The sequence below is a fragment of the Streptomyces armeniacus genome (genome assembly GCF_003355155.1).
GTDB lineage: Bacteria > Actinomycetota > Actinomycetes > Streptomycetales > Streptomycetaceae > Streptomyces > Streptomyces armeniacus.
This window is the reverse complement of the sequence record NZ_CP031320.1, coordinates 4,799,360-4,826,089: the sequence shown is the minus strand read 5'-3', so window position 1 is coordinate 4,826,089 and position 26,730 is coordinate 4,799,360. Positions and strand designations below refer to the sequence as shown.

22 protein-coding genes and 2 pseudogenes are annotated in these 26,730 nt (G+C 73.6%); 8 read left to right on the top strand and 16 right to left on the bottom strand.

Annotated features, from left to right (window positions below; all coding sequences use genetic code 11):
* Positions 1-17: 17 nt before the first annotated feature.
* The 3 genes from DVA86_RS21035 to DVA86_RS21025 all read right to left on the bottom strand — a co-directional run bounded on the left by DVA86_RS21035 (position 18) and on the right by DVA86_RS21025 (position 3,903).
* Positions 18-1,664, bottom strand: a complete 1,647-nt coding sequence (locus tag DVA86_RS21035; protein ID WP_208880495.1) for a GMC oxidoreductase — start codon at positions 1,662-1,664, stop codon at positions 18-20.
* 216 nt (positions 1,665-1,880) lie between these two features.
* Positions 1,881-2,543, bottom strand: a complete 663-nt coding sequence (locus DVA86_RS21030; RefSeq protein WP_208880493.1) for a potassium channel family protein — start codon at positions 2,541-2,543, stop codon at positions 1,881-1,883.
* Positions 2,536-3,903 (bottom strand): TrkH family potassium uptake protein, encoded by a 1,368-nt coding sequence (locus DVA86_RS21025; protein ID WP_222623340.1) that lies wholly within the window; start codon positions 3,901-3,903, stop codon positions 2,536-2,538. Before DVA86_RS21025 ends, DVA86_RS21030 begins: the two co-directional genes overlap by 8 nt.
* Before the next feature lie 266 nt (positions 3,904-4,169).
* Between DVA86_RS21025 and DVA86_RS21020 the strand changes: the two genes are divergently transcribed.
* Both DVA86_RS21020 and DVA86_RS21015 read left to right on the top strand, forming a co-directional pair.
* The gene (locus tag DVA86_RS21020) at positions 4,170-4,748 is read left to right on the top strand and encodes a DUF3574 domain-containing protein (protein WP_208880491.1); all 579 of its coding nucleotides are present in this window, start codon (positions 4,170-4,172) and stop codon (positions 4,746-4,748) included.
* 124 nt (positions 4,749-4,872) lie between these two features.
* Positions 4,873-5,979 (top strand): helix-turn-helix transcriptional regulator, encoded by a 1,107-nt coding sequence (locus tag DVA86_RS21015; RefSeq protein WP_208880489.1) that lies wholly within the window; start codon positions 4,873-4,875, stop codon positions 5,977-5,979.
* A gap of 54 nt (positions 5,980-6,033) precedes the next feature.
* On the opposite strand, the gene DVA86_RS21010 is transcribed toward DVA86_RS21015, so the two are convergent.
* Both DVA86_RS21010 and DVA86_RS21005 read right to left on the bottom strand, forming a co-directional pair.
* Entirely contained in the window at positions 6,034-7,593 is a 1,560-nt protein-coding gene (locus tag DVA86_RS21010; protein WP_208880487.1) for an aminopeptidase P family protein, read from the bottom strand.
* Between the two features lie 153 nt (positions 7,594-7,746).
* On the bottom strand, positions 7,747-9,234 hold the full coding sequence (locus tag DVA86_RS21005) for a PP2C family protein-serine/threonine phosphatase (RefSeq protein ID WP_425470890.1): 1,488 nt from the start codon (positions 9,232-9,234) through the stop codon (positions 7,747-7,749).
* A gap of 600 nt (positions 9,235-9,834) precedes the next feature.
* On the opposite strand from DVA86_RS21005, the gene DVA86_RS21000 reads away from it, so the two are divergent.
* Entirely contained in the window at positions 9,835-10,509 is a 675-nt protein-coding gene (locus DVA86_RS21000; RefSeq protein ID WP_208880483.1) for a bifunctional DNA primase/polymerase, read from the top strand.
* 401 nt (positions 10,510-10,910) lie between these two features.
* The gene (locus DVA86_RS20995) at positions 10,911-11,651 is read left to right on the top strand and encodes a hypothetical protein (RefSeq protein ID WP_208880481.1); all 741 of its coding nucleotides are present in this window, start codon (positions 10,911-10,913) and stop codon (positions 11,649-11,651) included.
* Between the two features lie 226 nt (positions 11,652-11,877).
* Here the strand turns inward: DVA86_RS20995 and DVA86_RS20990 are convergent, their stop codons facing one another.
* The 3 genes from DVA86_RS20990 to DVA86_RS20980 form a co-directional block, all read right to left on the bottom strand.
* Positions 11,878-12,846 carry a DUF5926 family protein gene (locus tag DVA86_RS20990; protein ID WP_208880479.1) on the bottom strand — a complete coding sequence of 323 codons (969 nt, stop codon included), beginning with the start codon at positions 12,844-12,846 and terminating at the stop codon, positions 11,878-11,880.
* Between the two features lie 89 nt (positions 12,847-12,935).
* Positions 12,936-13,682 carry an ATP-binding protein gene (locus DVA86_RS36300; RefSeq protein ID WP_425470888.1) on the bottom strand — a complete coding sequence of 249 codons (747 nt, stop codon included), beginning with the start codon at positions 13,680-13,682 and terminating at the stop codon, positions 12,936-12,938.
* A 202-nt stretch (positions 13,683-13,884) separates the two neighbouring features.
* Complete coding sequence (locus DVA86_RS20980; RefSeq protein WP_425470887.1) at positions 13,885-14,736, bottom strand: glycerophosphodiester phosphodiesterase; 852 nt, start codon at positions 14,734-14,736, stop codon at positions 13,885-13,887.
* Between the two features lie 198 nt (positions 14,737-14,934).
* Here DVA86_RS20980 and DVA86_RS20975 point away from each other — a divergent pair, with 198 nt between their 5' ends.
* Complete coding sequence (locus DVA86_RS20975; protein WP_245996829.1) at positions 14,935-16,863, top strand: S1C family serine protease; 1,929 nt, start codon at positions 14,935-14,937, stop codon at positions 16,861-16,863.
* A gap of 191 nt (positions 16,864-17,054) precedes the next feature.
* On the opposite strand, the gene DVA86_RS20970 is transcribed toward DVA86_RS20975, so the two are convergent.
* Positions 17,055-17,792, bottom strand: coding sequence for a D-Ala-D-Ala carboxypeptidase family metallohydrolase (locus DVA86_RS20970; RefSeq protein ID WP_208880477.1), 738 nt, complete (start codon positions 17,790-17,792; stop codon positions 17,055-17,057).
* A gap of 128 nt (positions 17,793-17,920) precedes the next feature.
* On the opposite strand from DVA86_RS20970, the pseudogene DVA86_RS36295 reads away from it, so the two are divergent.
* Positions 17,921-18,214, top strand: a pseudogene (locus tag DVA86_RS36295) (hypothetical protein); the annotation flags it as partial.
* A 16-nt stretch (positions 18,215-18,230) separates the two neighbouring features.
* Here the strand turns inward: DVA86_RS36295 and nirD are convergent.
* Genes nirD through DVA86_RS20955 form a run of 3 tightly spaced genes read right to left on the bottom strand, consistent with a single transcriptional unit; the run spans position 18,231 to position 22,784 of the window.
* Positions 18,231-18,653 (bottom strand): nitrite reductase small subunit NirD, encoded by a 423-nt coding sequence (nirD, locus tag DVA86_RS20965; protein ID WP_208880475.1) that lies wholly within the window; start codon positions 18,651-18,653, stop codon positions 18,231-18,233.
* Positions 18,650-21,307 carry a nitrite reductase large subunit NirB gene (gene nirB, locus DVA86_RS20960; RefSeq protein WP_208880473.1) on the bottom strand — a complete coding sequence of 886 codons (2,658 nt, stop codon included), beginning with the start codon at positions 21,305-21,307 and terminating at the stop codon, positions 18,650-18,652. Before nirB ends, nirD begins: the two co-directional genes overlap by 4 nt.
* A 43-nt stretch (positions 21,308-21,350) precedes the next feature.
* The gene (locus DVA86_RS20955; RefSeq protein WP_208880471.1) at positions 21,351-22,784 is read right to left on the bottom strand and encodes an NAD(P)/FAD-dependent oxidoreductase; all 1,434 of its coding nucleotides are present in this window, start codon (positions 22,782-22,784) and stop codon (positions 21,351-21,353) included.
* Between the two features lie 161 nt (positions 22,785-22,945).
* On the opposite strand from DVA86_RS20955, the gene DVA86_RS20950 reads away from it, so the two are divergent.
* Complete coding sequence (locus DVA86_RS20950; RefSeq protein ID WP_208880469.1) at positions 22,946-23,725, top strand: helix-turn-helix transcriptional regulator; 780 nt, start codon at positions 22,946-22,948, stop codon at positions 23,723-23,725.
* Here DVA86_RS20950 and DVA86_RS20945 read toward each other — a convergent pair whose 3' ends face one another.
* From DVA86_RS20945 to DVA86_RS20935, 3 genes and pseudogenes are all read right to left on the bottom strand, one after another.
* A complete protein-coding gene (locus tag DVA86_RS20945; protein ID WP_245996828.1) occupies positions 23,726-24,634 on the bottom strand; it encodes an SMP-30/gluconolactonase/LRE family protein in 909 nt (302 codons plus the stop codon).
* Positions 24,631-24,873: pseudogene (locus tag DVA86_RS20940) on the bottom strand (hypothetical protein); the annotation flags it as partial. The pseudogene DVA86_RS20940 and the gene DVA86_RS20945, both read right to left, overlap by 4 nt.
* 224 nt (positions 24,874-25,097) lie before the next feature.
* A complete protein-coding gene (locus DVA86_RS20935; RefSeq protein ID WP_208880465.1) occupies positions 25,098-25,499 on the bottom strand; it encodes a VOC family protein in 402 nt (133 codons plus the stop codon).
* Between the two features lie 145 nt (positions 25,500-25,644).
* Between DVA86_RS20935 and cutA the strand changes: the two genes are divergently transcribed.
* The gene (gene cutA / locus DVA86_RS20930; RefSeq protein ID WP_208880463.1) at positions 25,645-26,010 is read left to right on the top strand and encodes a divalent-cation tolerance protein CutA; all 366 of its coding nucleotides are present in this window, start codon (positions 25,645-25,647) and stop codon (positions 26,008-26,010) included.
* Here the strand turns inward: cutA and DVA86_RS20925 are convergent.
* The gene (locus tag DVA86_RS20925; RefSeq protein WP_425470885.1) at positions 25,974-26,717 is read right to left on the bottom strand and encodes a SanA/YdcF family protein; all 744 of its coding nucleotides are present in this window, start codon (positions 26,715-26,717) and stop codon (positions 25,974-25,976) included. The two genes, cutA and DVA86_RS20925, sit on opposite strands and share 37 nt — an antisense overlap.
* Positions 26,718-26,730: the final 13 nt, after the last annotated feature.

The following is a 26,730-nucleotide window of genomic DNA, read 5'->3' as shown; positions in this document are numbered from 1 at the left end:
GCAGGCGGCGGACCGGTTCAGACGACCGTGCCGACGTCCTCCGCGGCGATCGTGTCCAGCGCCTGCTCCGCCACGGCGGCGATGGTCATCGACGGGTTGCACGCACCGGTCGTACCCGGGATCAGGGCGCCGTCGAGCACGTACAGGCCGCGCTGGCCGCGCACCCTGCCCGCCGCGTCGCACACGGTGCCCATCGGGGCGCCGCCGAGCGGGTGGAGGGTGGTGTTCACGAGGGCGTTGGTGTCGGTGACGACACCGAGGCCGCGGGTGACCGCCGCGACCCGCCGCTGGAGCTGCCGGTGGCTGGCGGCGTCGCCGCCGCGTGGCCAGTGGAGCGAAACGGAGTCGCTGAGGGAGTCGTAGCGGAATCGGCCGCGACCCTCGCTCACGCCCATGCCGAACAGCAGTGTCGTCCTCGTGTTGAGGCCCAGCGGCGGGAACGACGCCTGGGTGAGGGTGTTCGCGGTGGCCGGGTCGGCCCAGTCCTTGCTGCCGTAGACGACCGGCCCACCCTGTACGGCGCCGAAGTCGTCCCGCAGGTCGGTCCACGTGTAGATCCGGTCGCCGTTCGTCCCCCATCCCTCGCCGAGCCCGTCCGGCAGGTCGGGGACGGTACCCGTGGCTGCCGCCCGTACGAGGAGCCGGCTGGTGTTGACGCTGCCGGCCGCCATGACCAGGGCCGGGCTGGTGAGGATCTTCTGCTCGAGCAGCCGCCCGCTGTCGTCCGTCCGGTCGACGTACGTCTCCCAGCGGCCGTCCCGCGCGCGGGCGACGGACGTGACGTGGTGGTGGGTGGCGACGGTGACCCTGCCCGTGGCCTCGGCGTGCTTCAGGTAGGTCACGTCGACCGAGTGCTTGCCGCCGTTGTTGACGCCTAGGACGCAGTCCCCGTTCGTGTACGAGGGCTTCATCTCGCCGCGGAGTTCGGCCAGCGCGTAGTCCCAGTCGATGGGCATGGGGATCTTCTCGAGGCCGTGGCCGGCCCGCCGTACGTGGTCGGCGAAGATCCGTGCCACGCGGTAGTTCGGCGTGCGCACCAGCTCGTCCGGAGCCGTCGCGGCCCGCAGCATCCGGGCCACGCGCGGATAGTGGACGCGGTCCATGCGCCCGTAGTCGAGCAGGCCGGGCAGCCAGGTGGCGAACACCGCTTCCGACGGCTGGAGCGTCATCCCCTGGTACACGAGCGAGCCGCCGCCGACACCGGCCGCGCACAGCGCCAGCACGTTGTCGCCGAGCACCGGCTCCAGCAGACCCGCGTACGGGCCGAAGTCCAGCGGCATCCCGACCAGCGACGCGAGCGGCCTGACCGCCGCTGGCAGGGTGCCGTACCAGAGCGCCCGCTTGTCCGGGCGCGCCGCGTGCGGGAACGTCTCGGCGTTCGGGCCCGTGGGCCAGCGCCGGCCCCGCTCCAGTACGGTCACCGGCACCCCGGCCTGCGCCAGCCGCAGCGCCGCCACTCCGCCGCCGAATCCCGAGCCGATGACGACCGCCCGGTGCTCCTCCCGCGTCAGCCGTACGCGCCCGTGCGCCGCCGCCGCGGCCTCGCGTGGTGCCGAGAGCAGGCCGGCCGCGCCGAGTCCGGCGGCGGCCGAGAGGAACGTGCGCCGGGTCCGTGAGCCGGAGCGGTGCTGCGGGCCGGAACCGGCCCCGGGGCTGGGGAGCATGGGCGACTCCTGGGTAGGCGTGACGGGCCGGCGCCCACGCGGGACCACCCGGTACGACGGACCGGCGGCGGCGCGCCGGCCCACGGTACGGTGCCCGGGCCGCGCGGCCGGCGGTTTCGCGACAAACCGTCAGGCCGCGCCGCGCCCGCCGTACTTGGTGCGCGATCGAGCTCCGTACGGTGCCCCGCGGGTTGTCCGGGCGCGTACGGATCCGCGTCAGATGTTCTCCGCGAAACGCTCCACGTCGTTGATCCTGCCCAGTACGAGGATCACGTCCGAGTACGTGAGCACGGTGTCGGGAGTCGCGTACGTGTAGTCCCCGTCGGTGGGTTTGACCGATACGACGGTCAGCCCGAAACGGCTCCGGATGCGGGACTCGCGGAGCGGCACTCCGACGAGTTCCTTCGGCGGACGGACCTTCACGATGGCGTGGTTCGGGTCCACTTCCAGGTAGTCGAGCATCCGCCCGGAGACCAGGTGGGCGACGCGTTCACCCATGTCGTGCTCCGGGAAGACGACGTGGTGGGCGCCGATCCGGTCCAGGATGCGGCCGTGCTGGCGGCTGATCGCCTTGGCCCAGATGTCGTCGATCTCCAGCTCCACCAGCAGCGAGGTGGTCAGGATGCTGGACTCGATGTCCGTGCCGATGCCGACGACCGCCCGCGAGAACTCCGGCACGCCCAGCTGCCGCAGCGCCTCTATGTCGGTGCAGTCGGCGGTGACGGTGTGCGTCAGCTGCCCCGACAGGCTCTGCACCACCTTGGGGCGGCTGTCGACGGCGAGGATCTCGGTGCCGCGGCTGGTCAGTTCCAGCGCGAGGGCGCTGCCGAACCGGCCCAGCCCGATGACGACGACGGGTTCGTCCTTGTGGTCAGCCAACGATCGTCCTCTCCTCCGGGAGTTCGTACAGTCGCGTCCGGTCCCGCAGCGCGAGGGCGGACGCCAGCGTGAGCGGGCCGATACGGCCCACGAACATCAGGACGATCAGCACCGACTGGCCGAAGGCGGGCAGCTCGTCGGTGATGCCGGTGGACAGCCCGACGGTGCCGAAGGCGGAGGCGGCCTCGAACAGTACGCGTTCCAGGCTGTGCCCGCTTGCCCCCAGCAGCAGGAACGTGGCGAGCACGACCGTGCCGATGCTCAGCAGGGCGACCGCCAGCGCCTGCCGCTGGTTGCTGCTCGGCACCCTGCGGCGTCCCACCTCGACGCTGCTCTCGCCGCGCATCTCGGCCCAGATGACGTACGCCAGCAGCCCGAACGTGGTGACCTTGATGCCGCCCGCAGTGCCCGCGCTGCCGCCCCCGATGAACATGAGGATGTCGGTGACCAGCAGGCTCTCGGAGCCCTGCGCGGAGGTGTCGATGCTGTTGAAGCCGGCGGTACGGGCCATCACGGAGGCGAAGAAACCGGCCAGCCACTTGTCGTCCCCGCTCAGCGAGCCCAGCGTGCGGGGGTTGGTGTACTCGGCGAGCGTGATCGCGACGGTGCCGACGGCGAGCAGCGTCACCGTGAGCGTCACGGTGATCCGGGTCAGCACCGACCAGGTGCGCGGCCGCCGCAGGGAGCGGCGCAGCTCGAAGATGACCGGGAAGCCGAGCCCGCCGGCGATCACCGCGGCGGCGACCGGCAGGCACACCCACGGGTCGCCGACGTACCGCATCAGGCTGTCGGAGTGTGTCGAGAAACCGGCGTTGTTGAACGAGGAGACCGCGTGGAACACGCCGTCGTACACGGCGCGTCCGAGGCCCTGCTCGTGGCCGAAGAAGAAGGCCGCCGTGAGCGCCACCGCCACCACGGCCTCGGAGACGAGGCTGAACAGGACGATGTTCCGCACCACCCGGCGTACGTCCTTCAGGCTCAGCGTCTTGGTCTCCGCCTGCGCCAGCAGCCGCGCCCGCAGCCCCAGGCGGCGGGAGACCAGTACGGCGAAGAGCGTGGCCAGCGTCATGATGCCGAGGCCGCCGGCCTGGATGAGGACCAGGATGACGATCTCGCCGAACGTCGACCAGTAGCCGCCGGTGTCCACGGTGACCAGGCCCGTCACGCACACCGCCGAGGTGGAGGTGAACAGGGCGTCGATCACGTCGGCGCGTTCACCGGAGGCGGTCGCGACGGGGAGTGACAGCAGGCAGGCGCCGATCAGTACGGCGCTCGCGAAGCCGGTCGCCACGACCTGCGCGGGGTGGCGGAAGCCGGCGGCTGCCGTGACCCGCTGGGCCCCGCGTCCCGGTCTTCGCACCGTCGCTCCTCCGCCTGTCCGCGCTCCACGGTCGTGCGCCGGGCGCGTTCTGCGGCGCACGGCGGGGCACCATCCTCTCGCGGCCGGCCGCCACGGGCATACGCAGGGCTGAGCGGGCGGGGGCGGTACGCGGGGCGCCCGTACGGGCCGGCCGGGCGACACCCGCCCGGGGGAGCGTGGGACGCAACCTGGGCCTCAGCTTGCTCGTTGATCAGCGCCAGTCGGGGATCGCCTACGGATCCCCTCGCCTGAAACGGAGTCTGCGGATGTCCGCGAAATCCCTCGACCCAGTGCCCGGCTTCCCCCACCACCCGCGCATCCCGCGTTCGCCCCGCCCCCTCCGGTTCCGCTCCCGGCCGCGCTCCCGCGTACGGGTGGTGGCGGTCGCCCTGACGTGCGTGCTGGTCGGCGGCGGCGCCCCGGCGGCGTACGCGGTGCTCGAGCCGGAGCAGGAGCCCTCGCCCTCCGCCGGCGCGCCCGCCGCCGACAGCGGGGCGGGCGAGCGTGCGGAGGGGCGCCCGTACCGGGAGACGCGCCTGCTGTTCGGCACCGTACGGCCCGACGGCGGCCCGGACGTCACGGAGAAGGAGTTCCACGCGTTCGTCACCGAGGAGGTCACGCCGCTGTTCCCGGACGGCCTGACCGTCCAGGACGGATACGGCCAGTACCGCGACGACCACGGCACCGTCGAGCGCGAGCGCTCGTACGAGCTGACGCTCTACTACCCGGTGGGTCAGACGGACGAGAACGACCCGAAGATCGAGCGCTTGCGGGAGGCGTACGTCGAGCGCTTCGACCAGGAGTCCGTCGCCCGCGTCGACGACGCCGCACGCGTCGACTTCTGAGCCGTACGGCGGGGCTCGGCCCCTTCTCGCGGCGCTCCGGTGGCGGGCGCCACATGGCGACCGTATGTTCGACTCGTTACGCTCCCTGTGAGGCGGGTTCACAGCAGGAGCGGAGGGTCGCCCCATGTCGTCCGAGGCCGCGGGGGAGGAGTCCGGCGTCTGGTCGGCCGTCGGCGTATCGGAGTTCGAGGAGCGCGTCTACCGCGAGGCGCTCCGCCACCCCGGCGCGGGGCCGGAGGAATGGGCGCGCGGTGTGGGCGAGAGCGGCCCCCGCGTACGCGAGGCGCTGGACCGGCTCGCCGGGCTCGGGCTCGTCGAGCTGCCGCGCACGCCGGGGCGTGCGACGGGTGCTCCCGGCACGGCGGGCCCGGGGAATCCGGGGGCCCCGGCGGGCCCGGGGGACGAGTCCGACGATCCCGCGCGCTCCGCCGACATCGCGGCCATCGACCCGCGCGTGGCCGTACGCGACCTGATCCGCCGCCACGAGGAGCAGTTCGACCGGCTCACCGCCCTCGCCACCGGCGAACTGGCGCGGGACTACGACGAGGCGCGGCTGCACACCGAACCGTCCCGGCTGCTGGAAGTCGTCGTCGGCGCCACGGAGCACGCCGTACGGCTGCGCCGGCTGTACGCCGAGGCCGAGTACGAGGTGCGCGTGCTGGACACCTCGCCGTACGTGGTCGACCCCGGGCTGCACTCGGAGTACCAGTCGGAGGCGATGCGGCGCGGCGTCTCCTTCCGCACCGTGTACGCCATCGCCGGCCTGGAGGTCCCCGAACGGCTCGCGCAGGCCCGCAGGATGTCCAGCTTCGGCGAGCAGGGCCGGGTGCTGCCCGCCGTACCCCTGAAGCTCGTCGTGGTCGACGAGCGCACCGCGCTGGTGCCGCTGACCAGGCCCGAGTACGGGGCGGGGGCGAGCGCCGTCCTCGTGCACCACTCGGCGCTGACGGACGCGCTGGGCGCGGTGTTCGAGGCGATGTGGCGGCAGGCGGCGCCGCTGGGCACGGCGGGTTCCGGGGTGCCGTCGGCCACCGCGACCGGCGAACTGACCGCGACCGAACGGGAGATACTCACGCTGCTCGCCGCCGGGCTGAGCGACAACGCGATCACCCGGCAGCTCGGCATCAGCGTTCGTACGCTCCGCCGCCGCATCGGAGAGCTGCAGGAACGTCTCGGCGCGAACGGCCGGTTCCAGGCGGGTGTGCTGGCCGCCCGCCGCGGCTGGATCTGACGGGGAGCGGACGCGGGCGGGGCGCCCGGCGCACGCGCCGGGCGCCCCCGCGCGTCAGCCGTTCGCGCCGGAGCCGGAGCTTTTCAGCCCGGCCATCCACGTCTCGACGTCCGTGCTCGTACGCGGCAGCCCCGCCGACAGGTTCCGGCTGCCGTTCTCCGTGACCAGGATGTCGTCCTCGATACGGACGCCGATCCCGCGGTACTCCGCCGGCACCGTCAGGTCGTCCGGCTGGAAGTACAGCCCCGGCTCGACCGTCAGGCACATGCCCGGCTCCAGCGTCCCCTCGGCGTACGTCTCGCGCCGCGCGACCGCGCAGTCGTGCACGTCCATGCCGAGCATGTGCCCGGTGCCGTGCAGCGTCCAGCGGCGCTGCAGGCCGAGCTCCAGCACCCGTTCGACGGGGCCGTCCAGCAGGCCCCACTCGACCAGCTTCTCGGCGAGCACGCGCTGCGCGGCGTGGTGGAAGTCGAGGTACTTGGCGCCGGGCCGCACCGCCGCGATGCCCGCCTCCTGCGCCTCGTACACCGCGTCGTAGATGGTCCTCTGGAAGTCGCTGAAGCGGCCGTTGACGGGGAGGGTGCGGGTGATGTCGGCGGTGTAGAGGGTGTGCGTCTCCACCCCGGCGTCCAGCAGCAGGAGTTCGCCGGAGCGTACGGCGCCGTCGTTGCGCACCCAGTGCAGGGTGGTCGCGTGCGGGCCGGCCGCGCAGATCGAGCCGTAGCCGATGTCGTTGCCCTCGACGCGCGCGCGGAGGAAGAACGTGCCCTCGATGTACCGCTCCGAGGTGGCCTCCGCGCGGTCCAGCACTCGTACGACGTCCTCGAAGCCGCGCACCGTCGAGTCGCACGCCTTCTGCATCTCGCCGATCTCGAACGCGTCCTTCACCAGCCGCATCTCGGACAGGAAGACGCGCAGCTCCTCGTCCCGTTCGGCGGTCACCTTGTCGGCATGCGCCGCCTCGATCCCCGCGTCGTACCCGCGCACCACCCGCACCGGGCCGGCGGCGGCGCGCAGCGCGTCGGCCACGCCGCGGACGTCCCGGCACGGCAGCCCGTACAGCTGCTCGGACTCGGCGAGGCTGTGCCGCCGCCCGACCCACAGCTCGCCCTGGCCGTCCAGCCAGAACTCGCCGTTCTCGCGGTCGGAGCGCGGCAGCACGTAGAGGGTGGACGCGTGGCCGCGGTCGCCGTCCGGCTCCATGACGAGGACGCCGTCCTCGGTCTGGTTGCCGGTGAGGTACGCGTACTCGACGGAGGCGCGGAACGGGTAGTCGGTGTCGTTGGAACGCACCTTCAGATTGCCCGCCGGGATCACCAGACGCTCGCCCGGGAAGCGGTCGGAGAGCCCGGCGCGGCGCGCGGCCGTCTCCGCGGCCTGCGGGATCGGCTCCAGGTCGCGCAGCTCGGTGTCGGCCCAGCCCGTCTTCATGTTGGCGGCAAGCTCGTTGGACACGTCCGCGTACACACCGTTCTTCCGCTGCTGCACCGGCGCTGCCGGCTGGGCCTGCTGTGCCGTTTCCGTCTGCTCCGCAGACTCTGGCGACTGGGGCGGCTGCTCTGCGGCGGCGTCTGTCACGTCTCCTCCTCGTACCGGTGCCGGGCCGTCTTCCATCGTATGGCGGGGAGCGCGGCTGTACAGGAGCGAAAACCTGTGACGTTTATGTCAGCGCCTGTCGGCGGCCGGACGGCGCGGCTGCCCGACGGCGCGGCTGCCCGACGGCGCGGCCGCCCGACGGTCCTGGGACCGCCCGACGGGTCCGGCCGCTCAGCCGAAGCGCGCGGCCAGCAGGACGACGTCCTCCGGATCGTCCGCCCGGTCCCGCCCGTCCGGCAGCACCGTGTGCAGCACGTGGTCGGCCAGCGCGTCCGGGTCCTCCCGTACATCGGCCGGCGCGGCGATCGCCGCCGCCTGCAGCCGGGCGAAGGCGCGGTCGGTCTGCTCGCCCGTACGGTGCAGCAACCCGTCGCTGTACAGCAGCAGCGTCTCGCCCTGCCGCAGCGTCAGCTCGATGCTTGGCGCCTCCCAGCAGGCGAGCATGCCCAGCGGCGCGGACAGCGTCGTCTCGGCGTACTCCGTGCGCCACGGCCCCGTGATCAGCGGCGGGCAGTGCCCGGCGCCCGCGATCACCACGCGGCGCGTGGCCGGCTCCGCGTACCCGAAGAGGGCCGTCGCCGACCGCGCCGGCTCCGTCAGCCGCAGCAGCAGCTCCAGATCGGACAGGACCGCGACCGGATCCTCGCCTTCCATCACCGCATACGCGCGTAGAGCGGCGCGCAGACGCCCCGTTGCCGCCATCACGCCGGGCCCGCTGCCGGTCACCCCGCCGACGGCCAGCCCCAGCGCGCCCTCGGGCAGCGGCAGCGCGTCGTACCAGTCGCCGCCGCCGCGTGGCCCCGTACGGTGCCGTACGGCCAGCCGCACCCCCGGCACCCGCGGCAGCCTGCTGGGCAGCAGCTCCTCGCGTACGGCGGCGACGTCCGCGCGGGCGCGGGTGAGCTCGAGGTGGCGGGCGAGGAGTTCGCTGGCGCAGCGGACGTAGAGGTCGAGCAGGTGGCGCTGGCGGGCGTTGGGCTCGGCGGGCTCGTCGTAGAGCCAGACGGCGGCGCCGACACGGGTGCCGTCGTGCGCGGTGACCGGGACCGCGTAGCTGGCGCCGAAGCCGAGCCGGGCGGCGACCTCGCGGTGGCGGGGGTCGAGGCTGAGGTCGGTGGCGATGTCGGGGTGCGCGATACCGGAGCGTGCGCCGGAGCCCGTATCACCGGACGCGCCGGCACCCGTACTCCCGTTCGCGCCGTCTTCCGCGCCGCTGCCGCCACCGCTGATGCCGCTTCCGCCTCCGCTGTCGCCGTTGGCGGCGGAGGGGGCGGACTTCGCGGTGCTTGCAGTGTTTGAGGTGTTCGCGGGCGCGAGTCCGTCGAGGAGGCGCGTATACGAGGTGGAGGTGCGCGGGACGGTCTCGATCTGGCCAAGATCAGCAGGGCCGAGACCCAGTCCGACCGTCCGCTCGGGGCCGCGACCGTCCGCCGGCGCGAGCGCCATCAGACCGCGCCGGGCGCCGACGAGCGCGGCGCCCGCGCCCAGCAGCTCGTGCATCGCGTCATCGATGCTGGTCGTGCGGGCGAGCCGCTCGGTGAGGTCGTGGAGAGTGGTGAGGTCGGAGATCCAGCCGGCGAGCCTGTCCTGGACGGCGGCGAGCTGGTCGACGGGCGCAGTCTGCTGGGGCGGGGGGAGCGTCGGGCTGATTCCAGCCACATTCGGGGTGCGAGGGGCGCTCATGGGCGGCGGCTCTCACCGGTGTTCACACTTCTCAATAGCATCGCAAACCCCCATGTCATGCTGCTCCGCTATTAATGCATCCAGATGTACACGCCCCGATGACACGATGTCCAGCATTGTCCCTATGGGATTGCCGGTGTCTGTGTGACGTCGTTGTCATCGGGCTGAGAGGCCGTGACACTGCGAAGTTGGCCGAAAAACGCCCCTGGGTCATGGCATTTGCGATCGACTGGTTTCGCACGACACACAACGCACGAAGCCCAACGCGTGCCAACGTCCCTCCCGGGGCGGTGGTCGTGCGACGGGATGGAGAGTCACCTCGGCCGGCGCGGGTACGGAACCCTCTAGGAAATCCGCGCGTCTTACTCCGCGACGGCCGCGCCCCACCCCCGAATTGGCGGGGAGCACCAAGAGGAAGCGCCAGCTTCGCGCTACCCCCCGCCAGGTACCACGCTCGTCGAGCGGCATGATGCAGTGCTTTGTACGCACAGTGACTCGTGATCCACGTGGTGTGATGGGCTAGACGATCTCCGAACGAGAAGATCATTGGCGTTTACGGGAAAGGAACGAGCGCTCATGCGCGAGATCCTCGGAAGGCGACGCATGACCCTGTCATCGCTGCGGAACGCAGCGCTCACTTGCGCGACCCAGTGGCAGTGGCCTGTCCTGCCGGGCGCGACGTGCGGAGGCGACCAGCCCGCGCTGGCCTGCTCCTGCGGCGATCCGGGCTGCGCAGTGCCCGGCGCGCACCCCTCCGACCCCGTACTTCTGGCCGCCACCACCGACCCCCGCATGGTCAGCTGGTGGTGGACGCGGCAGCCGTACGCCTCACTGATCCTGGCCACCGGCGCGCCCGTCGACGGCGGCCGCGCGCCCTGCGCGCTGAGCCTGCCGGCCGTCGCCGGGGCGCGTGCGCTGGCGGAGTTCGACGCGTGCGGCGTACGCGTCGGGCCGGTCGCGGCCACGCCGACGCGCTGGACACTGCTCGTGGCGCCGTACGGCTTCGAGGAGCTCGGCGAGCTCCTCTACGCCCACGGCTCGGTGCCCAGTTCGCTCCGCTTCCACAGCGGCGGCGGGTACGTCGCGCTGCCGCCCGGGCAGACCGGGCACGGCCAGATCCGCTGGGAGCGCGAGCCGTTGGTCGAGCGCGGCTGCGGTGCGCCGTGGCTGCCGCGCATGGAGACGCTCCTGGACGTCCTCGTCGAGACGAGCGCCACGGTCCCGGACCCGGGCAGCACGCTGGCGTACTGACACCGTACGTATCTCACCGGCGCCTCCGTACGGAGCACGTGCGTACGGAGGCGTCCGCGCGTCCGTACGGAGGGCGCCCGCGCGTACGGGTGCGCCGTACGGTCGGGTGGTGCGGGGGTCGCCGTACGGCCGGGTGGTGCGGGTGCGCCGTACGGTCGGGTGGGGCCGGACCGTCGCCCTCTGGCGCCGAGTCGCCCTGGACGCAAGGGCGTTCACCCGTACGGGTTGTAGCTGATCCGGTAAGTACGGGAAACGGGCGGTCGGAGCACCGGGACGTGCTCCCGGCACCGGTATGTTCGGCGCACAGGCCGCCGACCGCGGCCGCCATCCGTTCCGGTGGCCGCCCTCCCAGCCGCCCTCTCCGTCCCTTCATCCCCAGCGAGTTGCGAGTGGGTCCCGTCATGTCACAGCCGCAGCAGCAGCGTGCCTCGCGCCTCCGTACCGCCGCACTCGCCAGTACGGTCGCGCTGGCCGCCGCGCTGCCGCTGGCGGTGGCGACGGCGGACACCTCCGGGCCGGGCTCGGCCGGTTCGCGGATGACGTCCGTGCCGCCGTCCGCGACGCGCCTCTCGGCCCCGTCCGCGGCGTCGCCCTCCGGGCCGCGCGCGTCGCCGGGCCCGCCGGCGTCGCCCGCGCGGCCGTCCGTACGCGACGAGGCGGGCAGCTCCGGCGGCGCACGTGACACGGACCGCGGCCGCCCCGTCGGCGCCACCGCACCCGCCGCACCTGCCGCACCCGCCGTGCCGGACAGCTCCGGGCACGGCCGCCTCACCGCCTCCTGCGGGCCCGAACTCACCTCGCCCGGCGGCCTCCAGGCGCAGACCTGCGTGCTGGAGGAGAACGGCCGCACCTGGGCCCGTACGTATCACCACAACACGTCCGGTGAGCGCGTCCGCGCCGTGCTGTCCCTGCTGGGGCCCGACGGCCGTACGGTGCGCGTCAGTTGTGTGGTGGAGGCCGCGGCGCGGCCGGGCCTGTGCGAGACACCGCGCGACGCGGCTGCGGTGACGGCGCGGGCCGCCGACGGAGTTGACCGGAGCCCGGAGCAGGTATATAGCGCGGTGGCGGAGTTCGCCTCGCTCAGCGGCGACCGGCTCCTGCTGCGCGCCGGGAGCAACTCCCCGCGCCTGGCGGCGAGTTAACCGGAACCCTGGAAAGGGCTTCCGGATCCGGGCATGCAAAAGCCCGGTCGCTGGCGACGGGGGATGCACCAGCGACCGGGCACTTAGAACGGTAACAAGAGATCGGCTTTTAGCAAATTCGATCGCCCAGATCCGGACGCCGACTTACCTGCGAGTACGCCTCTGTGGCAGCCGACTGTGACCCGAGTCACGGTCACAGTTTCTCCGCACAGCCGTTACGGGCCGCTCAGCTGAGCGTCACCTGCCGGTTGGTGAGCCCGCTGCGCGCACGCCGCTCGTCGGCGGTGAGCGGCGTCTCGACGGCCAGCGCCTCCGCCAGCCGTCCGGCGAAGGACTTCGCGGGCTGCTCGCAGTCCGCCGAGGTCATTGTGGTCGGCAGATCCCAGACCGGAACCGTCAGCCCGTGCGCGCGGAACGAGCCCACGAGCCGCGTGTCGGCCCCGAGTGCCGACTCGCCGGCGGCGTGGAGCCGCGCCAGCGCGTCGAGGAGCTTCTCCTCGGGGTGCGCCATCACCCACCGCAGGTGATTCTTGTCGGGCGTTTCGCACCAGTACGCCCCTTCCACGCCGGAGAGGCGAGCAGTCGGGATCGCGGCGGAATTTGCGCGTTCGAGAGAGGCCGCGACCTCACCCGTGGCCTTCTCGGCGTCGTCCAGCCAGAACTCGAAGCCCTCGTGCACCTCCGGCACGAACTCCGCGTCCGGATCGAGCAGTTCCTGCAGTCGCGGCCCCTCGGGGTCCGGGCGCTCGGCGCCGACCGGATTGCCCGGCTCGGCGGTGAGGGCGCGCTGCAGCACGTCGGCGAGGTCGCGGCTGATGTCGCCGGACGACGTGTCGTTCTGCAGCCCGATGAGGACCTCGCCGTTGTCGCGGCGCAGCGCGGGCCAGGCCATCGGGAGCACGGTGGCGAGCCGTACGGCGGGCACGTCGGCGGGCAGCCCGCCCTTGAGCGTGAGTTCGGCGGTCGCGGCGGGCACCAGCTCGCGCATCGCGACCCAGTCGACCTCGCCGGGCAGGCCCTCGAAGGGCCGGTGCACCAGCTCCGTCACGGCGTGCGCGGCGGCCCGGCCGTGGCATGCCTTGTACCGGCGGCCGGAGCCGCAGGGGCACGGCTCACGTGCGCCGACTACGGGAATGTCACCGTCCGTCCGCTGCGGTGTGCTGGCCTTCGTCTGGGGGCGGCGCTTCTTGGCCATGGCGTGCGGTACTCCCGGTCTGGCGGACGCCGGTGCGGCGGTCTGCGGTCGATGCTTGCGCCGCGAGCCTAACCGGTCTCCGCCCGCCGTTACGCCGGCTCGTCGAGCTCGGCGAGATCCAGTCCCGCGTACGCGCCGCCCAGCCGCTCGCCGGGCGTCAGCACGGCCCAGACGGTCACGCCCGGTTCCTCGGGCGCGCCCGCACCATGGCCGAATCCGCCGCCCTGGGCGGCGTGCGGCGCGCTGCCGTTGAGGGTGGCGCCGTTGTGCGCGGCCCCGTTCCGGACGCCGTTCTGGACGCCGTTCTGGACGCTGCCGTTCGGCGTTGTACCGCCGCTGCGGGTTCCCGTACGGTCGCCGCCCTCGCGCCGCCGCGCACCCGCGTGCGCGCCCGCGACCGTACGGCGCCCGGGGCCGCCGGACGCGACGGAACCGTCCGCTTCCCCGCACTCGTCGACGCCCCAGTCGCTCGCGAGCGACGTGATGATCGCCAGCCCGCGGCCGCCGCGCGCCGTGACGGACGGAGTGGACGCACGGGGCCGGGTCGGGCCGCCGCCGTCGGTGACGGAAATCGTCAACTCGCCGGTCACGTCGCGGTGCCACGCCGCCCGTACGAACTCCTCGGAGTCGTCCGGGCCGAGCGGGCGCGCGTGCCGGCACGCGTTGCTGAGCAGCTCGGAAAGGATGAGCACGGCGTCGTCCACGATCGCGTCGGGCGCACCGCCGGCGAGGAGTTCCTCGCGCATCCTGCGGCGTGCCGCACCGACGCCGGCCGGACCATGGGGCACGGCCATGGTCGACGAAGCAGGCACCTCCTGTGCCACCACCAACGCCACCCCCGAGACCTCCTTTGCCCCACGCCAAGAACATGAATGCCCCGGGGGACTGGGCAGGAAACCGGCCATGCATGTTCTCTTGACGCATTCGTGACAATCGAATACGGAGCGAGTGCGCCGCACCACGCCCCGTTCGTCCGGTCGAACAGCACGGGCGACAGTCGGGGCGGAACGGGCGTAACCGCTCGGCGGTCGGACGGCGTCAGCGCCCGGGCCGCCAGGCGGCCAGCTGCTCCCGTACGCGCTGCGGCCGGTTGGTGATCACGGCGTCCACGCCGAGCCGCGCGCACAGGTCGACGTCCGCCGGCGCGTCCACCGTCCACACGTGCACCTCGTGCCCGGCGCGGTGCGCGCGTTCCACGTACTCGGGATGCGCGCGCAGGATGCGGATGCTCGGCCCCGCGATCCGTACGTCCGGCGGCAGCCGCCCGTCCCGCAGCCGCGGCAGGAGGAGCTGCATCAGGTAGACGGTGGGCAGTTGCGGCGCCGCCGCCTGGACGCGGTGCAGTGAGCGCGCGGAGAAGCTCATGATGCGTACGGGTGTGCGCAGCCGGTAGTGGTCCAGCAGCTGCAGCAGCCGCTCCTCGACCTGCCCCGCCCAACGGGTCGGGTGCTTCGTCTCGATCGCCAGCCCCACCGGCCGTTCGGCGTCGGCGACGAGCTGCAGCAGGCGTTCCAGTGTGAGCACGGAGGTGCGTTCGGAGTCCTCGCTGTCGGGCGACTCGTACGGGTCCTTGCCGTGCTGCACGCCCTGCCCCGCCTTCCAGGAGCCGAAGTCGAGCTCCGCCAGCTCGGCGAGTTCCAGCGCGGAGACGGCGCCGCGGCCGTTGGAGGTGCGGTTGACGCGGCGGTCGTGTACGCACACGAGGTGGCCGTCGGCGGTGAGCCGTACGTCGCACTCGAGCGCGTCGGCGCCGTCCTCGATGGCCTTGCGGTACGCGGCGAGGGTGTGTTCGGGCACGTCACCGGAGGCGCCGCGGTGCGCCACGACGGCGATGCCCGCGGGCGGGCGGGCGCCGAGGGGCTGCGGTCCGGGGCGGGTCTCGCGGTTCACCGGGTTATCGTGCCACCGGTGGGGTGACCGGAGCGGAGACGGGTACTGCGAACGCGTCTGAATTGCCCGGAGTAAAGGTTTGCTGTCCGTAGGGGCGCCGTGATTTACGCCCCTCTGACGGACCATGGGAAATGCTGATGACACAACCCGAAGACATGCACGTCCGTTCTGCGATGTCGTGTACCTGAGGAGATAGCTGTGAGCACCGAGAACGAGGGCCCGGCCGTCACGCCTGCGGCGGGTCCTCACCCCACACAGGGAGACGCGACGCCCGGTCCCACTCCGGACGATCACCCGTCGTCGTCGCCGGAGAGCTCGGCAGCCGCGTCGCAGGAAGACGGTGACTTCGCGCTGGCCGAACCGGCGTCGGGCGGTGGCGGGGACCGCGACCGCGACCCCGACCCGTACGCGGGGCGGGACGCGCACGAGGCGGTCGCGTCGGCATTCGGCGGGCCGCGCGACGGCGTACGGGACGAGCCGCGTGACGCCGTACGGGACGCACCGCCGCCGCCCGCGTCGGCCGGCGGGGCCGAGGACACCGCCGTGCTGCCGCCGGTCGGCCACGCCGCCGCGGGCGCCGCACCGCCGCCGGGCGGCGAGGCGCCGACCGCGAACCTGCCGCGCGTCGACGCGGGTTCCGGCGGAGCCGCGGCGGGCACGGGCTCCGGCGGGGGCACCGGTGCGGGCGACCACGCCACGACCGGGCTGCGGCGCGTCGACCCGGAGCCGCCGCCCGCACCGCACCAGCCGCCGCCCGCCGCGAGCGGCATGGCCGACACGCCCACGGCGACCGCGGCCGAACCTCCCGAGGGCCGCCAGTGGGGCACCGGCGGCGGCTACTCCGGCGCGGGTGCGCCGCCGCCCCCGCCCGGCGGCGGTTACGGCGGTCCTGGCGACGGCGGTGCCGGGCACGGCGGCCAGGCCGGACACGGCGCGGGCCCCGGCGGCCCGCAGAACCCGCAGAACCCGTGGAACGCGCCGCCCCCACCGCCCCCCGGCGGCGGCCGCCGTCGCGGGCCCGGCGCGCTGATCGCCGCCGTCATCGTGGCGGCCCTCGTCGCGGGTGGCATCGGCGGCGGTATCGGCTTCTGGGCGGCGGACGACGACTCGTCCGGTTCCACCACCGTCTCGTCGGACGCCGACGCCGGCTCCAAGGCGCTCAACCGCTCCCCCAAGTCGGTCGCGGGCATCGCGGACAAGGCGCTGCCCAGCGTCGTGACGATCGAGACCGCTGGCGGCCAGGGCGCCACCGGCACCGGCTTCGTCTTCGACGAGCAGGGCCACATCCTGACCAACAACCACGTGGTCGCAGGCGCCGCCGGCGGCGGTGGCGGCAAGCTGACCGCCACCTTCTCCGACGGCAAGTCGTACGACGCGGAGGTCGTCGGCAACGCCAAGGGCTACGACATCGCGGTCATCAAGCTCAAGGACGCGGGCGACCGCGAGCTGGCCCCGCTGCCCCTGGGCAACTCCGAGAAGATGAAGGTGGGCGACGCGACCATCGCGATCGGCGCGCCGTTCGGCCTGTCCGGCACCGTCACCACCGGCATCGTCAGCGCGCAGGACCGCCCGGTCGCGTCCAGCGACGGACAGGGCGCGGACGCCTCGTACATGAACGCCCTGCAGACCGACGCCTCCATCAACCCCGGCAACTCCGGCGGCCCGCTGCTCAACGCCTCCGGCGCCGTCATCGGCGTCAACTCCGCGATCCGCGGCAGCGACGGCGGCATGGGCCAGGGCCAGTCCGGCAGCATCGGGCTGGGCTTCGCCATCCCGGTCAACCAGGCGAAGCGCGTCGCGACGCAGCTCATCGACACCGGCGTGCCGGTCTACCCGGTGATCGGCGTACGCGTGGGCATGGGCGAGAAGGCCGGCGGCGCCACCATCATCGACGAGGGCACCAGCGGCGCCGAACCGGTCACGAAGGGCGGCCCGGCCGACAAGGCGGGCCTGAAGCCCGGCGACACCATCACCAAGTTCAACGACCGTGCCATCGACAGCGGCCCGACCCTGATCGCGACGATCTGGGCGCACAAGCCGGGCGAGACGGTGAAGGTGACGTACGAGCGGGACGGCAAGGAGCAGACCGCCGACCTGACGCTCGGCTCCCAGAAGGGCGACGACTGACGGTTCCGTACGCGTCGTACGCGTCGTGCGCATGAACACGTACGCGTGAACACGTACGCGAACTCGCAGGCGTCCGCCGGAGTGCCGGCGCCACACGGCCGGACGGCGCCCCCGTGCTGCTGCGCGGGGGCGCCGTCGTGTGCCGCTACGGGTGTTGCGGGTGTCCCGTCACGGATGCGTGCGGTGCGGGCTCAGATGCCGCAGGAGGGGGCGGACCAGTAGCGCGACGAGCGGTGGTCCACATGCGTGTGGTCGTTGTGCCCGGGGTAGCCGGGGCCGAGGATGCCACGGAAGCCGTGGTTCCGGGCCTGCTTGGCCATCGTGCACAGCGAGTGCGAGCCGGCGCCCAAGTCCACGCCGTCGCCGTACAGATGACGGCTGTTGGACGCGCCGCCGACCGCGTCGTTGCACGCGTGCGAACGGAAGCCGCTGGTGACCCGGATCGGCTTGTCGCCGAGCGCGTGCCGCATGGCCTCGAGCTTCCACATCGAGCGCAGCGCGTTCGCCTTGGCCTGCGCGGCCGACACGGCGCCGCCGGACCAGCTGCTGTTGCAGCCGTTCAGCTCGGAGTAGGTGAAGTGGATGGGCGTGCAGTCGTTGTCCTGCAACGCGTAGATCTTCCCGAACGTGTTCTGCCCGGCGACACCGTCGGCCGCCAGCCCGTACGCCCGCTGGAAGCGGGTCACCGCGGCCTTGGTGGCGGGACCGTACTCGCCGTCGATGGCCAGCACACTGCCGGAGCCGGGGTAGCCCGACACCCGTATCTGCAACTGCCTGACGTCCTCGCCGGAGCTGCCCTCGGAGAGGGTACGGCCCCAGCTGTAGCACCCGTCGGCCTGCGCGGGCCCGGCGACGGCGAGGGACCCGGCGAACAGACCGCCTGTGATCATGACAATGGAGAGGAGGAGTCGGGCTATGCGTCTCTTCATGTGAGCTCCTTGGGGGGCGAGCGCGAAGAACGGGGCGCGAGGCCCCGACCGGCGAGTAACGAACAGCAGCGTGGCGGTCACTCCGCGCCAGGTCAACGGCCCCTCCGAAGTGCCACCGGCCTGTACCAATGAATCCGCCTCCTCCACCCGCCCCGCCCCGGAGCTGTCCCTTCTTTCCATCACTCGCCCCTGACGCCCGCCACGCGGTGACTGTCGGTTGTCGCCTGCGCGTCGACCGGTGGTGGCTGGCGCCGGCGGCGACCGCGCTGGGGCTGCTCGCCTTCGTCGTGTACTCGACGTGGCGGGCGTTCGCGAACGCGGACTACTACGACGCGCCGTACGTCTCCCCGTGCTACCCGCCCTGCCCCCCCGCCCACTGGCAGCCACGCGATGCCTGCCCCCACTGGGCGACCTCCGGCGGCCGGAGGGGGCGGCGGTTCAGGCGGCGGGCGGGTCGGCCTCGACCGGGTAGGACGGCACGGACACCGAGTCGTCGTCCAGACAGCGCCCGGTGGCCAGGTCGAAGCGCTGCTTGAGCAGCGGCGACGCGACGAACGGGCGGCCGTCCGCGGAGCCCAGCAGGCCGCGGGAGAGGACGTACGCGCCGGTGAACGGGTCGCGGTTGCCGATCGCGTACGTGCGGCCCGCGCGGTCCTTGAACAGCGCGACCTGGCTGCCGCCGGGCAGCAGCGCCGCGACACCGCGTCCCGCGGTGAGCTCGGCGTCGTCGCAGACGGCGTGCCAGTGCCCGCCGGCCCGCACCCGGAGACGTACGACGGGAGGAGCGGCAGGAGCGGCAGGAGCGGCAGGAGCGGGAGCGACGGCTGGGGCAGGCGCGGCGGCGGTGGTCGTGGGCGTCATCGGGCGGTGGTCCCTTCGAGGGTGCGGACGGGAAGGTCCGGTCCGGACAAAATGGTCAGATCGGGCTTTATCTGTTCGCGTTCCTCCACGAACCGCACCGACGGATCGGGCGCGCCGGGCGCGTTCACGAACGACACGAAGCGCCGCAGCCGCTCCGGATCGGCCAGCGTCTCGGCCCACTCGTCGCGGTACCCGGCGACGTGCGCCGCCAGCAGCGACTCCAGTTCGGCGCAGATCCCCAGCGAGTCGTGCACCACCACGTCCCGTACGTGCTCCAGCCCGCCCTCGATCCGCTCCAGCCAGGCGGAGGTGCGCTCGAGGCGGTCGGCGGTGCGGATGTAGAACATCAGGAACCGGTCGATCAGCCGCACCAGCTCCGCGTCCGACAGGTCCTGCGCGAGCAGGTCCGCGTGCCGCGGGGTGGCGCCGCCGTTGCCGCCCACGTACAGGTTCCAGCCGCTCGCCGTGGCGAGAACCCCGAAGTCCTTGCCCATGGCCTCCGCGCACTCCCGCGCGCAGCCCGACACCGCGGACTTCAGCTTGTGCGGGGCGCGCAGGCCGCGGTAGCGCAGCTCCAGGTCGATGGCCATCCGTACGCTGTCCTGCACGCCGTAGCGGCACCACGTCTGCCCGACGCACGACTTCACGGTGCGCAGCGCCTTGCCGTACGCGTGCCCCGACTCGAAGCCCGCGTCCACCAGCCGCGCCCAGATCGCCGGCAGCTGGTCCACGCGGGCGCCGAACAGGTCGATGCGCTGGCCGCCGGTGATCTTCGTGTAGAGCCCGAAGTCACGGGCCACCTCGCCGATGACGATCAGCTTCGCCGGCGTGATCTCGCCGCCGGGCACGCGCGGCACGATGGAGTACGAGCCGTTCCGCTGCAGGTTGGCGAGGAAGTGGTCGTTGGTGTCCTGGAGGGCGGCCTGTTCGCCGTCCAGCACGTGTCCGCCGGCGCCGATGGCCGGGGCGAGCGAGGCGATCACGGAGGCGACGGCGGGCTTGCAGATCTCGCAGCCGTCGCCGTGCCGTGCCTCCTCGCGGCCGTGTGAGTCGAGGAGCCCGGCGAAGGTGGTCAGGCGGAGCGTACGGACGATCTCGTACAGCTCGGCACGCGTGTACGCGAAGCAGCCGCACAGCCCCTTGTCGACCTCGATGCCGCCCGCCTCCAGCTCGGCGTCGACGAGCTGCCCCAGCACCTTCACGCAACTCCCGCAGCCGGTGCCCGCCTTGGTGCACTTCTTCACGGCGGGCAGATCGGTGCACCCGTGCTCGCTGACGGCGGCGCGGACGGCGCCCTTGTCGACGTTGTGGCAGTTGCAGATCACCGCCTCGTCGGGGAGCGCCGACGGGCCGAGCGCGGCGGGCGCGCCCGCGCCGGCGGGCAGGACCAGCGACTCGGGCGGCGCGGGCGGCTTCGAGCCGGTGAGCGCGCGCAGGGTGCCGTACGCCTCCGCGTCGCCGACGAGGACACCGCCGAGGAGGGTGCCGTCGGGGGCGACGACGAGCTTCTTGTACACGCCCGCGCGGGAGTCCGCGTACACGACGTCGAGTGCGCCGTCGGCTGCGCCGTGCGCGTCGCCGAAGGAGGCGACGTCGACGCCGAGGAGCTTCAGCTTGGTGGAGGTGTCGGCGCCGGTGAAGGCGGGCGCGGCGGCTGCCGCTGACACGGGTGCTTCGGGGGCGGGGGCGGTGGCGCTGTACGCGGGCTCCGCGGCGAGGGCGCCGGCGGCGGTCTCGGCCATCTCGTAGCCGGGCGCGACGAGCCCGTAGACCAGGCCGTCCGCCGCCCGCGCGCACTCGCCGATGGCGTACACGTCCGGGTCGCCCGTACGGCACTGCTCGTCCACGACGACGCCGCCGCGCTCGCCCGTCTCCAGGCCCGCGTCCCGCGCGAGCCCGTCCCGCGGCCGTACGCCCGCCGAGAAGATCACCAGGTCCGTCTCCACCTCCGAACCGTCCGACAGCCGCAGCGCCCGCACCGCGCCCCGCTCGTCCGCGGTGATCTCCTCGCCGCCGACGCCCGTGTGCACCGTGATGTCCATCGACTCGATACGGCGCCGCAGCGCCGCGCCGCCGCCCTCGTCCACCTGGAGCGCCATCAGCCGCGGGCTGAACTCCACGACGTGCGTGTCCAGCCCCAGCCCCTGCAGCGCGCCCGCCGCCTCCAGCCCGAGCAGCCCGCCGCCGACGACGACGCCCGTGCGCGCCGTCCGCGCGTACGCCTCGATGGCGAGCAGATCGTCCACCGTGCGGTAGACGAAGCAGCCCTCGCTGTCCTTGCCCGGAACGGGCGGCACGAACGGGTACGAGCCGGTGGCCAGCACTAGCGTGTCGTACGTGAAAGTGCGCCCCGTCCGGGACGTCACCGCGCGCGCGGCGCGGTCGACGGAGACGGCCGGGTCGCCGACGTACAGCTCGATTCCGTGCCGCGCCATGAAACCGTCGTCGGAGAGGGACAGTTCGCCGGGTGTCGTACCGGAGAAGTACGAGGTGAGCCGCACCCTGTCGTACGCCGGCCGCGACTCCTCGCACAGCACCACCACGCGCGCCCGCCCGGTGACCCCGCGGGAGGCGAGGGCCTCGAGGAAGCGCTGGCCGACCATGCCGTGGCCGACCAGCACGATCGTTGGCGCGGCGCCGGCGGGGGAGGGCATCTCGGGGGTCGCAGGTGTCTCAGGCGTCTCAGGGGCAGTCACGTCAGTGGCCTCCGTCGTTGGTGAGCAGGTGGAGCAGTGGTGCGGAGGGCAGCGGTTCGTCGCCCTCCCAGGTGCGGGCGAGCGCGCCGACGCTGCCGAGGTCGCCGAGGAGGATGCCGCCGACGAGGCGGTCGCCGCGGACGACGACCTTGCGGTAGACGCTGCGCGTGGCGTCGGTGAGGTGGACGACGTCGTCGTCCGGGCGCGGCACGGTCTCGCCGAACGCGGCGATGTCGAGGGGGTGTTCGGGGCGGTCAGTGTTCGCGGTGTTCGCGGTGTTCGCGGCGAGGGTGAGGCGGGTGAGGGCGCGGGTGCCGGCGTAGCGGGGCGGCGCGGTGTCCGTACGGGGCGGCGCGGTGTCCGTACGGTGCGGCGCGGTGTCCGTACGGTGCGGCGCGTCCGTTTCTGCCGTTCCCGCCGTTCCCGTAGCTCCGGCCGCCTCCGCCGCGAGTACGGCGGCCAGCGAGTCCGCCTGCTCCTGGGCCGCGCCCGCGAGTCCGTACAGCACCCCGTCGTGCTCGGCGCAGTCGCCGATCGCGTGGACACGCGGGTCGCTGGTGCGCAGCCGGTCGTCCACGACCACGCCCCGCGCCACGTCCAGCCCGGCGGCACGCGCCAGGCCGGTCCGCGGGCGTACGCCGCAGGCCAGCACGGCCAGTTCGCAGCCGAGCGCGTAGCCGTCCGCGAACTCGACGGCGCGCACCGTACGGTGGCCGGTCCCGGTCCCGGTCCCGGTCCCTGTGCGGGTGCCCGTGTCCGCCTCCGTGCGCAGCCCGCGTACCCGGCACTCCGTGTGCACCTCGACGCCCAGGTCCTCCAGGTGGCGGCGGAGCAGCGCCGACGCGCCGGGGTCGAGCTGCCGGTCCAGCAGGTGTTCGCCCTGGTGCGCCAGGACCACGCGGGCGCCGCGCAGCGCGAGCGCACGGGCGGCCGACACACCGAGCAGCCCGCCGCCGATGACGACGGCGCGCGTGCCGTCCCGTACGGCCGACGCGAGCGCCAGGCAGTCGTCCATGGTGCGGAAGGCCCGTACGCCGCGCGGCAGTTCGCGGTCCGGCAGCCCGCGGTGCGCGGGGCCGGCGCCGAACAGACCGCGCAGCGGCGGCAGTACGGGGTTGGAGCCGGTGGCGAGGACCAGCGCGTCGTACGGCACGGCGGAACCGTCGTCACACAGCACCGTCCGCGAGCCCCGGTCCACGCGCACCGCCCGTACGCCGCGCAGCCTGTGCACGTGCGGCGCCTCGGGCAGCGCGGTCACCTCGGGGGCGTACCGCCCGGCGAGTACGTCGGCGAGCAGCACCCTGTTGTACGCGGGGTGCGGCTCCTCGCCGATCACGGTCACCGCGAACCGGCCGTCCGCCGCGGGCAGCCGCGCCGTGAACCGGGCGGCCGCCATCCCGCCGCCGATCACCACTACGCGCTTCTCCGAGGTCATGACGGCAGCCTGCGCCGGGGCTGTTACCCGGCGGGTTCCCCCCTGTTTCCCGGCGGCAACGCTGCCCTCAGCCACCCGCCGGGCCCGCTGTGAGCTGCCGCGGTCCCGCTGCCTGTCGGTCTGTGAGGGGCGTTGTCAGTGGCGTCCGGCATGCTGGAGCCATGTACGGAGAACGGCCGTCACGGCTCGGTGGCGGCGCCGTCCTCTGGTCCCGTACGGGCAGTGCGGGGACCGGGTCCGGCGCCGGGGGCACGCGGGTGCTGCCCGACGGATGCATGGACCTGATCTGGTACGACGCCGCGCCCGGCGGGGGAGACGGCGGCTTCCTCGTCGCGGGCCCGGACACCAGGGCGCATCTGACGCCGGTGTTCGCCGGCATACGGCTGACGGGGCTGCGGTTCGCGCCCGGCACGGGACCGGCGGTGTTCGGCATACCCGCGCACGAGCTGCGCGACCAGCGGGTGCCGCTCGACGCGCTGTGGCCCGGACGCGAGGTGCGGCGGCTGGCCGAGCGCGTCGCGGAGGCGGCCGACACGGGCGTCGCGCTCGAGGCGGCGGCCGGGCCGCGTGCCCCGGCCGACCCGCTCAGCCGCCTCGTGCCCGAGGCGCTGCGGCGCGGGCGCAGCGTCGCCGACGTGGCCGCGGCGGCCGGGCTCAGCGAGCGGCAGCTGCACCGCCGCGCGCTGGACGTCTTCGGTTACGGACCGAAGACGCTGGCCCGCGTGCTGCGCATGCGCCACGCGCTCCGGCTCGCCCGCGAAGGGCAGTCGTTCGCGTCGGTGGCGGCGACCGCCCGTTACGCGGACCAGGCCCATCTCTCCCGCGAGATCAAGTCCCTCGCGGGGGTGCCCCTCACGCGCCTGATCGTCCGCGCACCGGGGCGCGCCGAGCCCCCGACTCCCGCCCGCGCGCGGGACGTACGCGCCCGGCCGGCGGCGTGATCAGGGCAGACCGGCGTGCGGGACGTCGACCCGGAACGCGAGCAGTTGCGCCTCGCGGGCCGCGCGGCGCTCGTGCTCGGCGAAGGACGGTGCGGCGCACGCGAACAGGGTGCGACCGTCGGGGCCGCCGAGCATGCACGCGAAGACGTCTGTCGGCGTGGGGATCTCGTCGGCGATCTCCCCGCCCTCGCGGACGCGGACGAGCCGGGCGTGCAGCGCGTCGGCGACCCAGACGGCGTCCTCGGCGTCGGCGCAGAGGCCGTCCGGGCCGGCCTGGAGCCGACTCAGCAGGGTGGCGATGTCCGTGGTCCGTGGCGATTCGCCGAACCGCGCCCACACCCGGCGGTTGGCCAGGCCGCCGTCCTCCCGGATGTCGTAGGCGGTCAGCCGCGCCGCGAAGGTCTCGGCGACGACCAGCACGCCGCCGGGCAGGATCACCATGCCGTTGGGGAAGCTGAGTTCGTCCGCCACCGGTCTCACCGTGCCGTCGGGGTCGACGCGGGTGATCGTGGTGGGGCGCAGCGCTTCGCCGCCCATCAGGTCGAAACCGAAGTTGCCCACGTAGGCACGTCCCCGCTCGTCCACGACCATGTCGTTGAGCAGGGAGGGCACTTCCCCGGAGAGGTCGGCGTGCTCGCTCAGGTGTCCCGCCGCGTCGCGCACCAGGATGCGGCGGTCCCGCATGGAGACGATCAGCGCGCGTCCGTCGGGCAGGAATCCGAGCCCGGAGGGCTGACCCGGTACCTCGGCCATCACTTCGGTGTGGCCGCGGCCGTCGGCCGCGAGGACCCGGTTGGTGTAGAAGTCCGAGACCCACAGTCTCCCGGCCCGCCACCGCGGGCACTCCAGGAACGAGAGGCCGTCGAGCACGACCGTCATGTCCCGGCGGGGCGGCTGGTGTTCACTCATCGTCGGTCTTCACCTCGTCGATGTCGGGTTGCCGCCGTCCCAGGCGGAACGGAGCGACCGCCGCAGTGCTTCCTTGGAGAGCTTGCCCGTTCCCGTCGTGGGCAGTGCGTCGAGGACGAAGAACTCGTCCGGGAGCCACCACGAGGCGACCCGGGCCGAGATGTGCTCGCGCAGTTGCTCCGCACTCGCGGTGGTGCCTTCGCGCAGACGACGAAGGCAACCGGGCGTTCGACCCATCGCGGGTCGTCCCGTGCGACGACGGCGACCTGTTCGACCTGTCAGAGCTGATGACGGACAGCATCCGCGCCTTCGTACGCACCGGAGACCCCCAGCACGGCGACCTCGGCGCGCGGTGGGACCCGTGGCCGCGCAGATGCTCCTGGACGCCGGGGACCGGCGCGCGACCGCACGGCCCGGACCGGCCGGGGCCGGCTCTGGCTGAGAGGGCCGCGCGGCCGCGGCGTCAGGCGGGTGGTGTGAGCGGGGCGTAGAGGTCGACGCTGTTGCCGTCAGGGTCCACGACGGACGCGTAGCGCTGGCCCCAGAAGGCGTCCCAGGGCTCGCGCTCGCCGCGGTGGCCGGCCGTGGTGAGGTCCGCGTAGACCGCGTCCACCTCGGCGGGGTCGTCGCAGCGGAACGCCAGGCTCACCCGCCCGGCTCCGGCGGGCGGCTGCCAGTCCGGGGCGAAGGAGCGGACGGTCTCGACGGTGTCCCAGGCGAGCCGTACGCCGCCCGGCACCGTGGCCTCGACGTGCGGCTCGGACTCGGCCCCGGCGGGGATGTCCAGGCCGAGACGGCGGTAGAAGGCGAGGGCGGCGGCCATGTCGTCGGTGACCATCCCGACGAAGTCGAATCGTGGTGTCATGCCCGGCACGTTAAGGGCTCGCTCACGAGCCGGTCTTGAACGAAACGGACGCGTGCCCCGCGCCCGTACGGCGCGCCCGCGCCGGGACACCGTACGGGTGCGTCCACCGCGCCCGTACGGCGCTGCCCCTCGCTACGGTGGGCGCATGGCCGACATCCTCACCGTCCTCACCACCACCGGCAGTTCCGAGCACGCGGAAGCGCTCGCGCGCGGCGCCGTGGAGCGCCGCGTCGCCGCCTGCGCGCAGATCAACGGACCCGTCACCTCCGTCTACCGCTGGGAGGACGCCGTACAGACCGACCCCGAGTGGCAGGTGCTGTTCAAGACGAGCGAGGCACGGTACGGGGCGCTGGAGGCGTACGTGCGGGAGGCGCACGACTACGACGTGCCGGAGATCATCGCGACGCCCGTCACGCACGGCTCCGCCGACTACCTCCGCTGGGTCGCGGAGGAGACCGCCCCCGACGCGGCCGCTCAGTCCCCCTCGGAACCGCCCGCCGCGAGCGCCTGAGCCACCCCGTCCTCGCGCGGCCCGAGGAAACGCGGGTCCGGGGTCACCGCCGCGTCGAAGGCGGCCTTGACCGCGCCGGGCAGCTCGCGCAGCCCGCCCGCGTACCCGGTCGCGTCGCGCGGTTCGGGCACGGGGACGCCGTACGCCTCGATGCCCGCCGCCTGGCAGAGCGCGAGCGCGCGGCGGACGTGGAAGTCCTGGCTGACGAGCAGCGCGTGCCGGACACCGAAGATACGGGCGGCGCGCGCGCAGGAGTCCCAGGTGTCGAAGCCCGCGTAGTCCGCGACGATGCGCTGCCGCGGGATGCCGCGCTCGGCGAGGTAGCGGCGCATGGCGCCGGGCTCGTCGTACGCGCGGGTGCTGTTGTCGCCGGTCACGAGGACGGCGCGGACCTTGCCGCGCGCGTACAGCTCGGCGGCCGTGTCGAGCCGGTGCGCGAGGTACGGGGACGGCTCGCCGTCCCACAGCCCCGCGCCGAACACGACGGCGACCGGCGCGGAGGGCGCGTCGGCGACGCCGCGGGCCAGCCGGTCGGAGGTGCTGACGCGCAGCCAGGTCGCGGGCAGCAGCGCGAGCACGCAGGCGAGCACGAGCAGTCGCACCGCCCGCCGCTGCCCGCGCCGGGTGCGGGGCAGCCGGCAGCGTGCGCGCAGGGCGCGTACGAGACGGCGCAGGGCCCGCCTCGCGCGCCGGAGTTCGACAGCCACACCGTGAGCGACG

What these genes read in the sequence shown, in the direction of transcription:
- DVA86_RS20945 (WP_245996828.1), bottom strand. Translation starts at nt 24,634, where the DNA reads ATGAGTGAACACCAGCCGCCCCGCCGGGACATGACGGTCGTGCTCGAC.
- DVA86_RS21035 (WP_208880495.1), bottom strand. Translation starts at nt 1,664, where the DNA reads ATGCTCCCCAGCCCCGGGGCCGGTTCCGGCCCGCAGCACCGCTCCGGC.
- nirD (WP_208880475.1), bottom strand. Translation starts at nt 18,653, where the DNA reads ATGACGCCCACGACCACCGCCGCCGCGCCTGCCCCAGCCGTCGCTCCC.
- DVA86_RS21000 (WP_208880483.1), top strand. Translation starts at nt 9,835, where the DNA reads ATGCGCGAGATCCTCGGAAGGCGACGCATGACCCTGTCATCGCTGCGG.
- DVA86_RS21010 (WP_208880487.1), bottom strand. Translation starts at nt 7,593, where the DNA reads ATGGAAGACGGCCCGGCACCGGTACGAGGAGGAGACGTGACAGACGCC.
- nirB (WP_208880473.1), bottom strand. Translation starts at nt 21,307, where the DNA reads ATGCCCTCCCCCGCCGGCGCCGCGCCAACGATCGTGCTGGTCGGCCAC.
- DVA86_RS20990 (WP_208880479.1), bottom strand. Translation starts at nt 12,846, where the DNA reads ATGGCCAAGAAGCGCCGCCCCCAGACGAAGGCCAGCACACCGCAGCGG.
- DVA86_RS21015 (WP_208880489.1), top strand. Translation starts at nt 4,873, where the DNA reads ATGTCGTCCGAGGCCGCGGGGGAGGAGTCCGGCGTCTGGTCGGCCGTC.
- DVA86_RS20950 (WP_208880469.1), top strand. Translation starts at nt 22,946, where the DNA reads ATGTACGGAGAACGGCCGTCACGGCTCGGTGGCGGCGCCGTCCTCTGG.
- DVA86_RS20970 (WP_208880477.1), bottom strand. Translation starts at nt 17,792, where the DNA reads ATGAAGAGACGCATAGCCCGACTCCTCCTCTCCATTGTCATGATCACA.
- DVA86_RS21020 (WP_208880491.1), top strand. Translation starts at nt 4,170, where the DNA reads ATGTCCGCGAAATCCCTCGACCCAGTGCCCGGCTTCCCCCACCACCCG.
- DVA86_RS20955 (WP_208880471.1), bottom strand. Translation starts at nt 22,784, where the DNA reads ATGACCTCGGAGAAGCGCGTAGTGGTGATCGGCGGCGGGATGGCGGCC.
- cutA (WP_208880463.1), top strand. Translation starts at nt 25,645, where the DNA reads ATGGCCGACATCCTCACCGTCCTCACCACCACCGGCAGTTCCGAGCAC.
- DVA86_RS20935 (WP_208880465.1), bottom strand. Translation starts at nt 25,499, where the DNA reads ATGACACCACGATTCGACTTCGTCGGGATGGTCACCGACGACATGGCC.
- DVA86_RS20995 (WP_208880481.1), top strand. Translation starts at nt 10,911, where the DNA reads ATGTCACAGCCGCAGCAGCAGCGTGCCTCGCGCCTCCGTACCGCCGCA.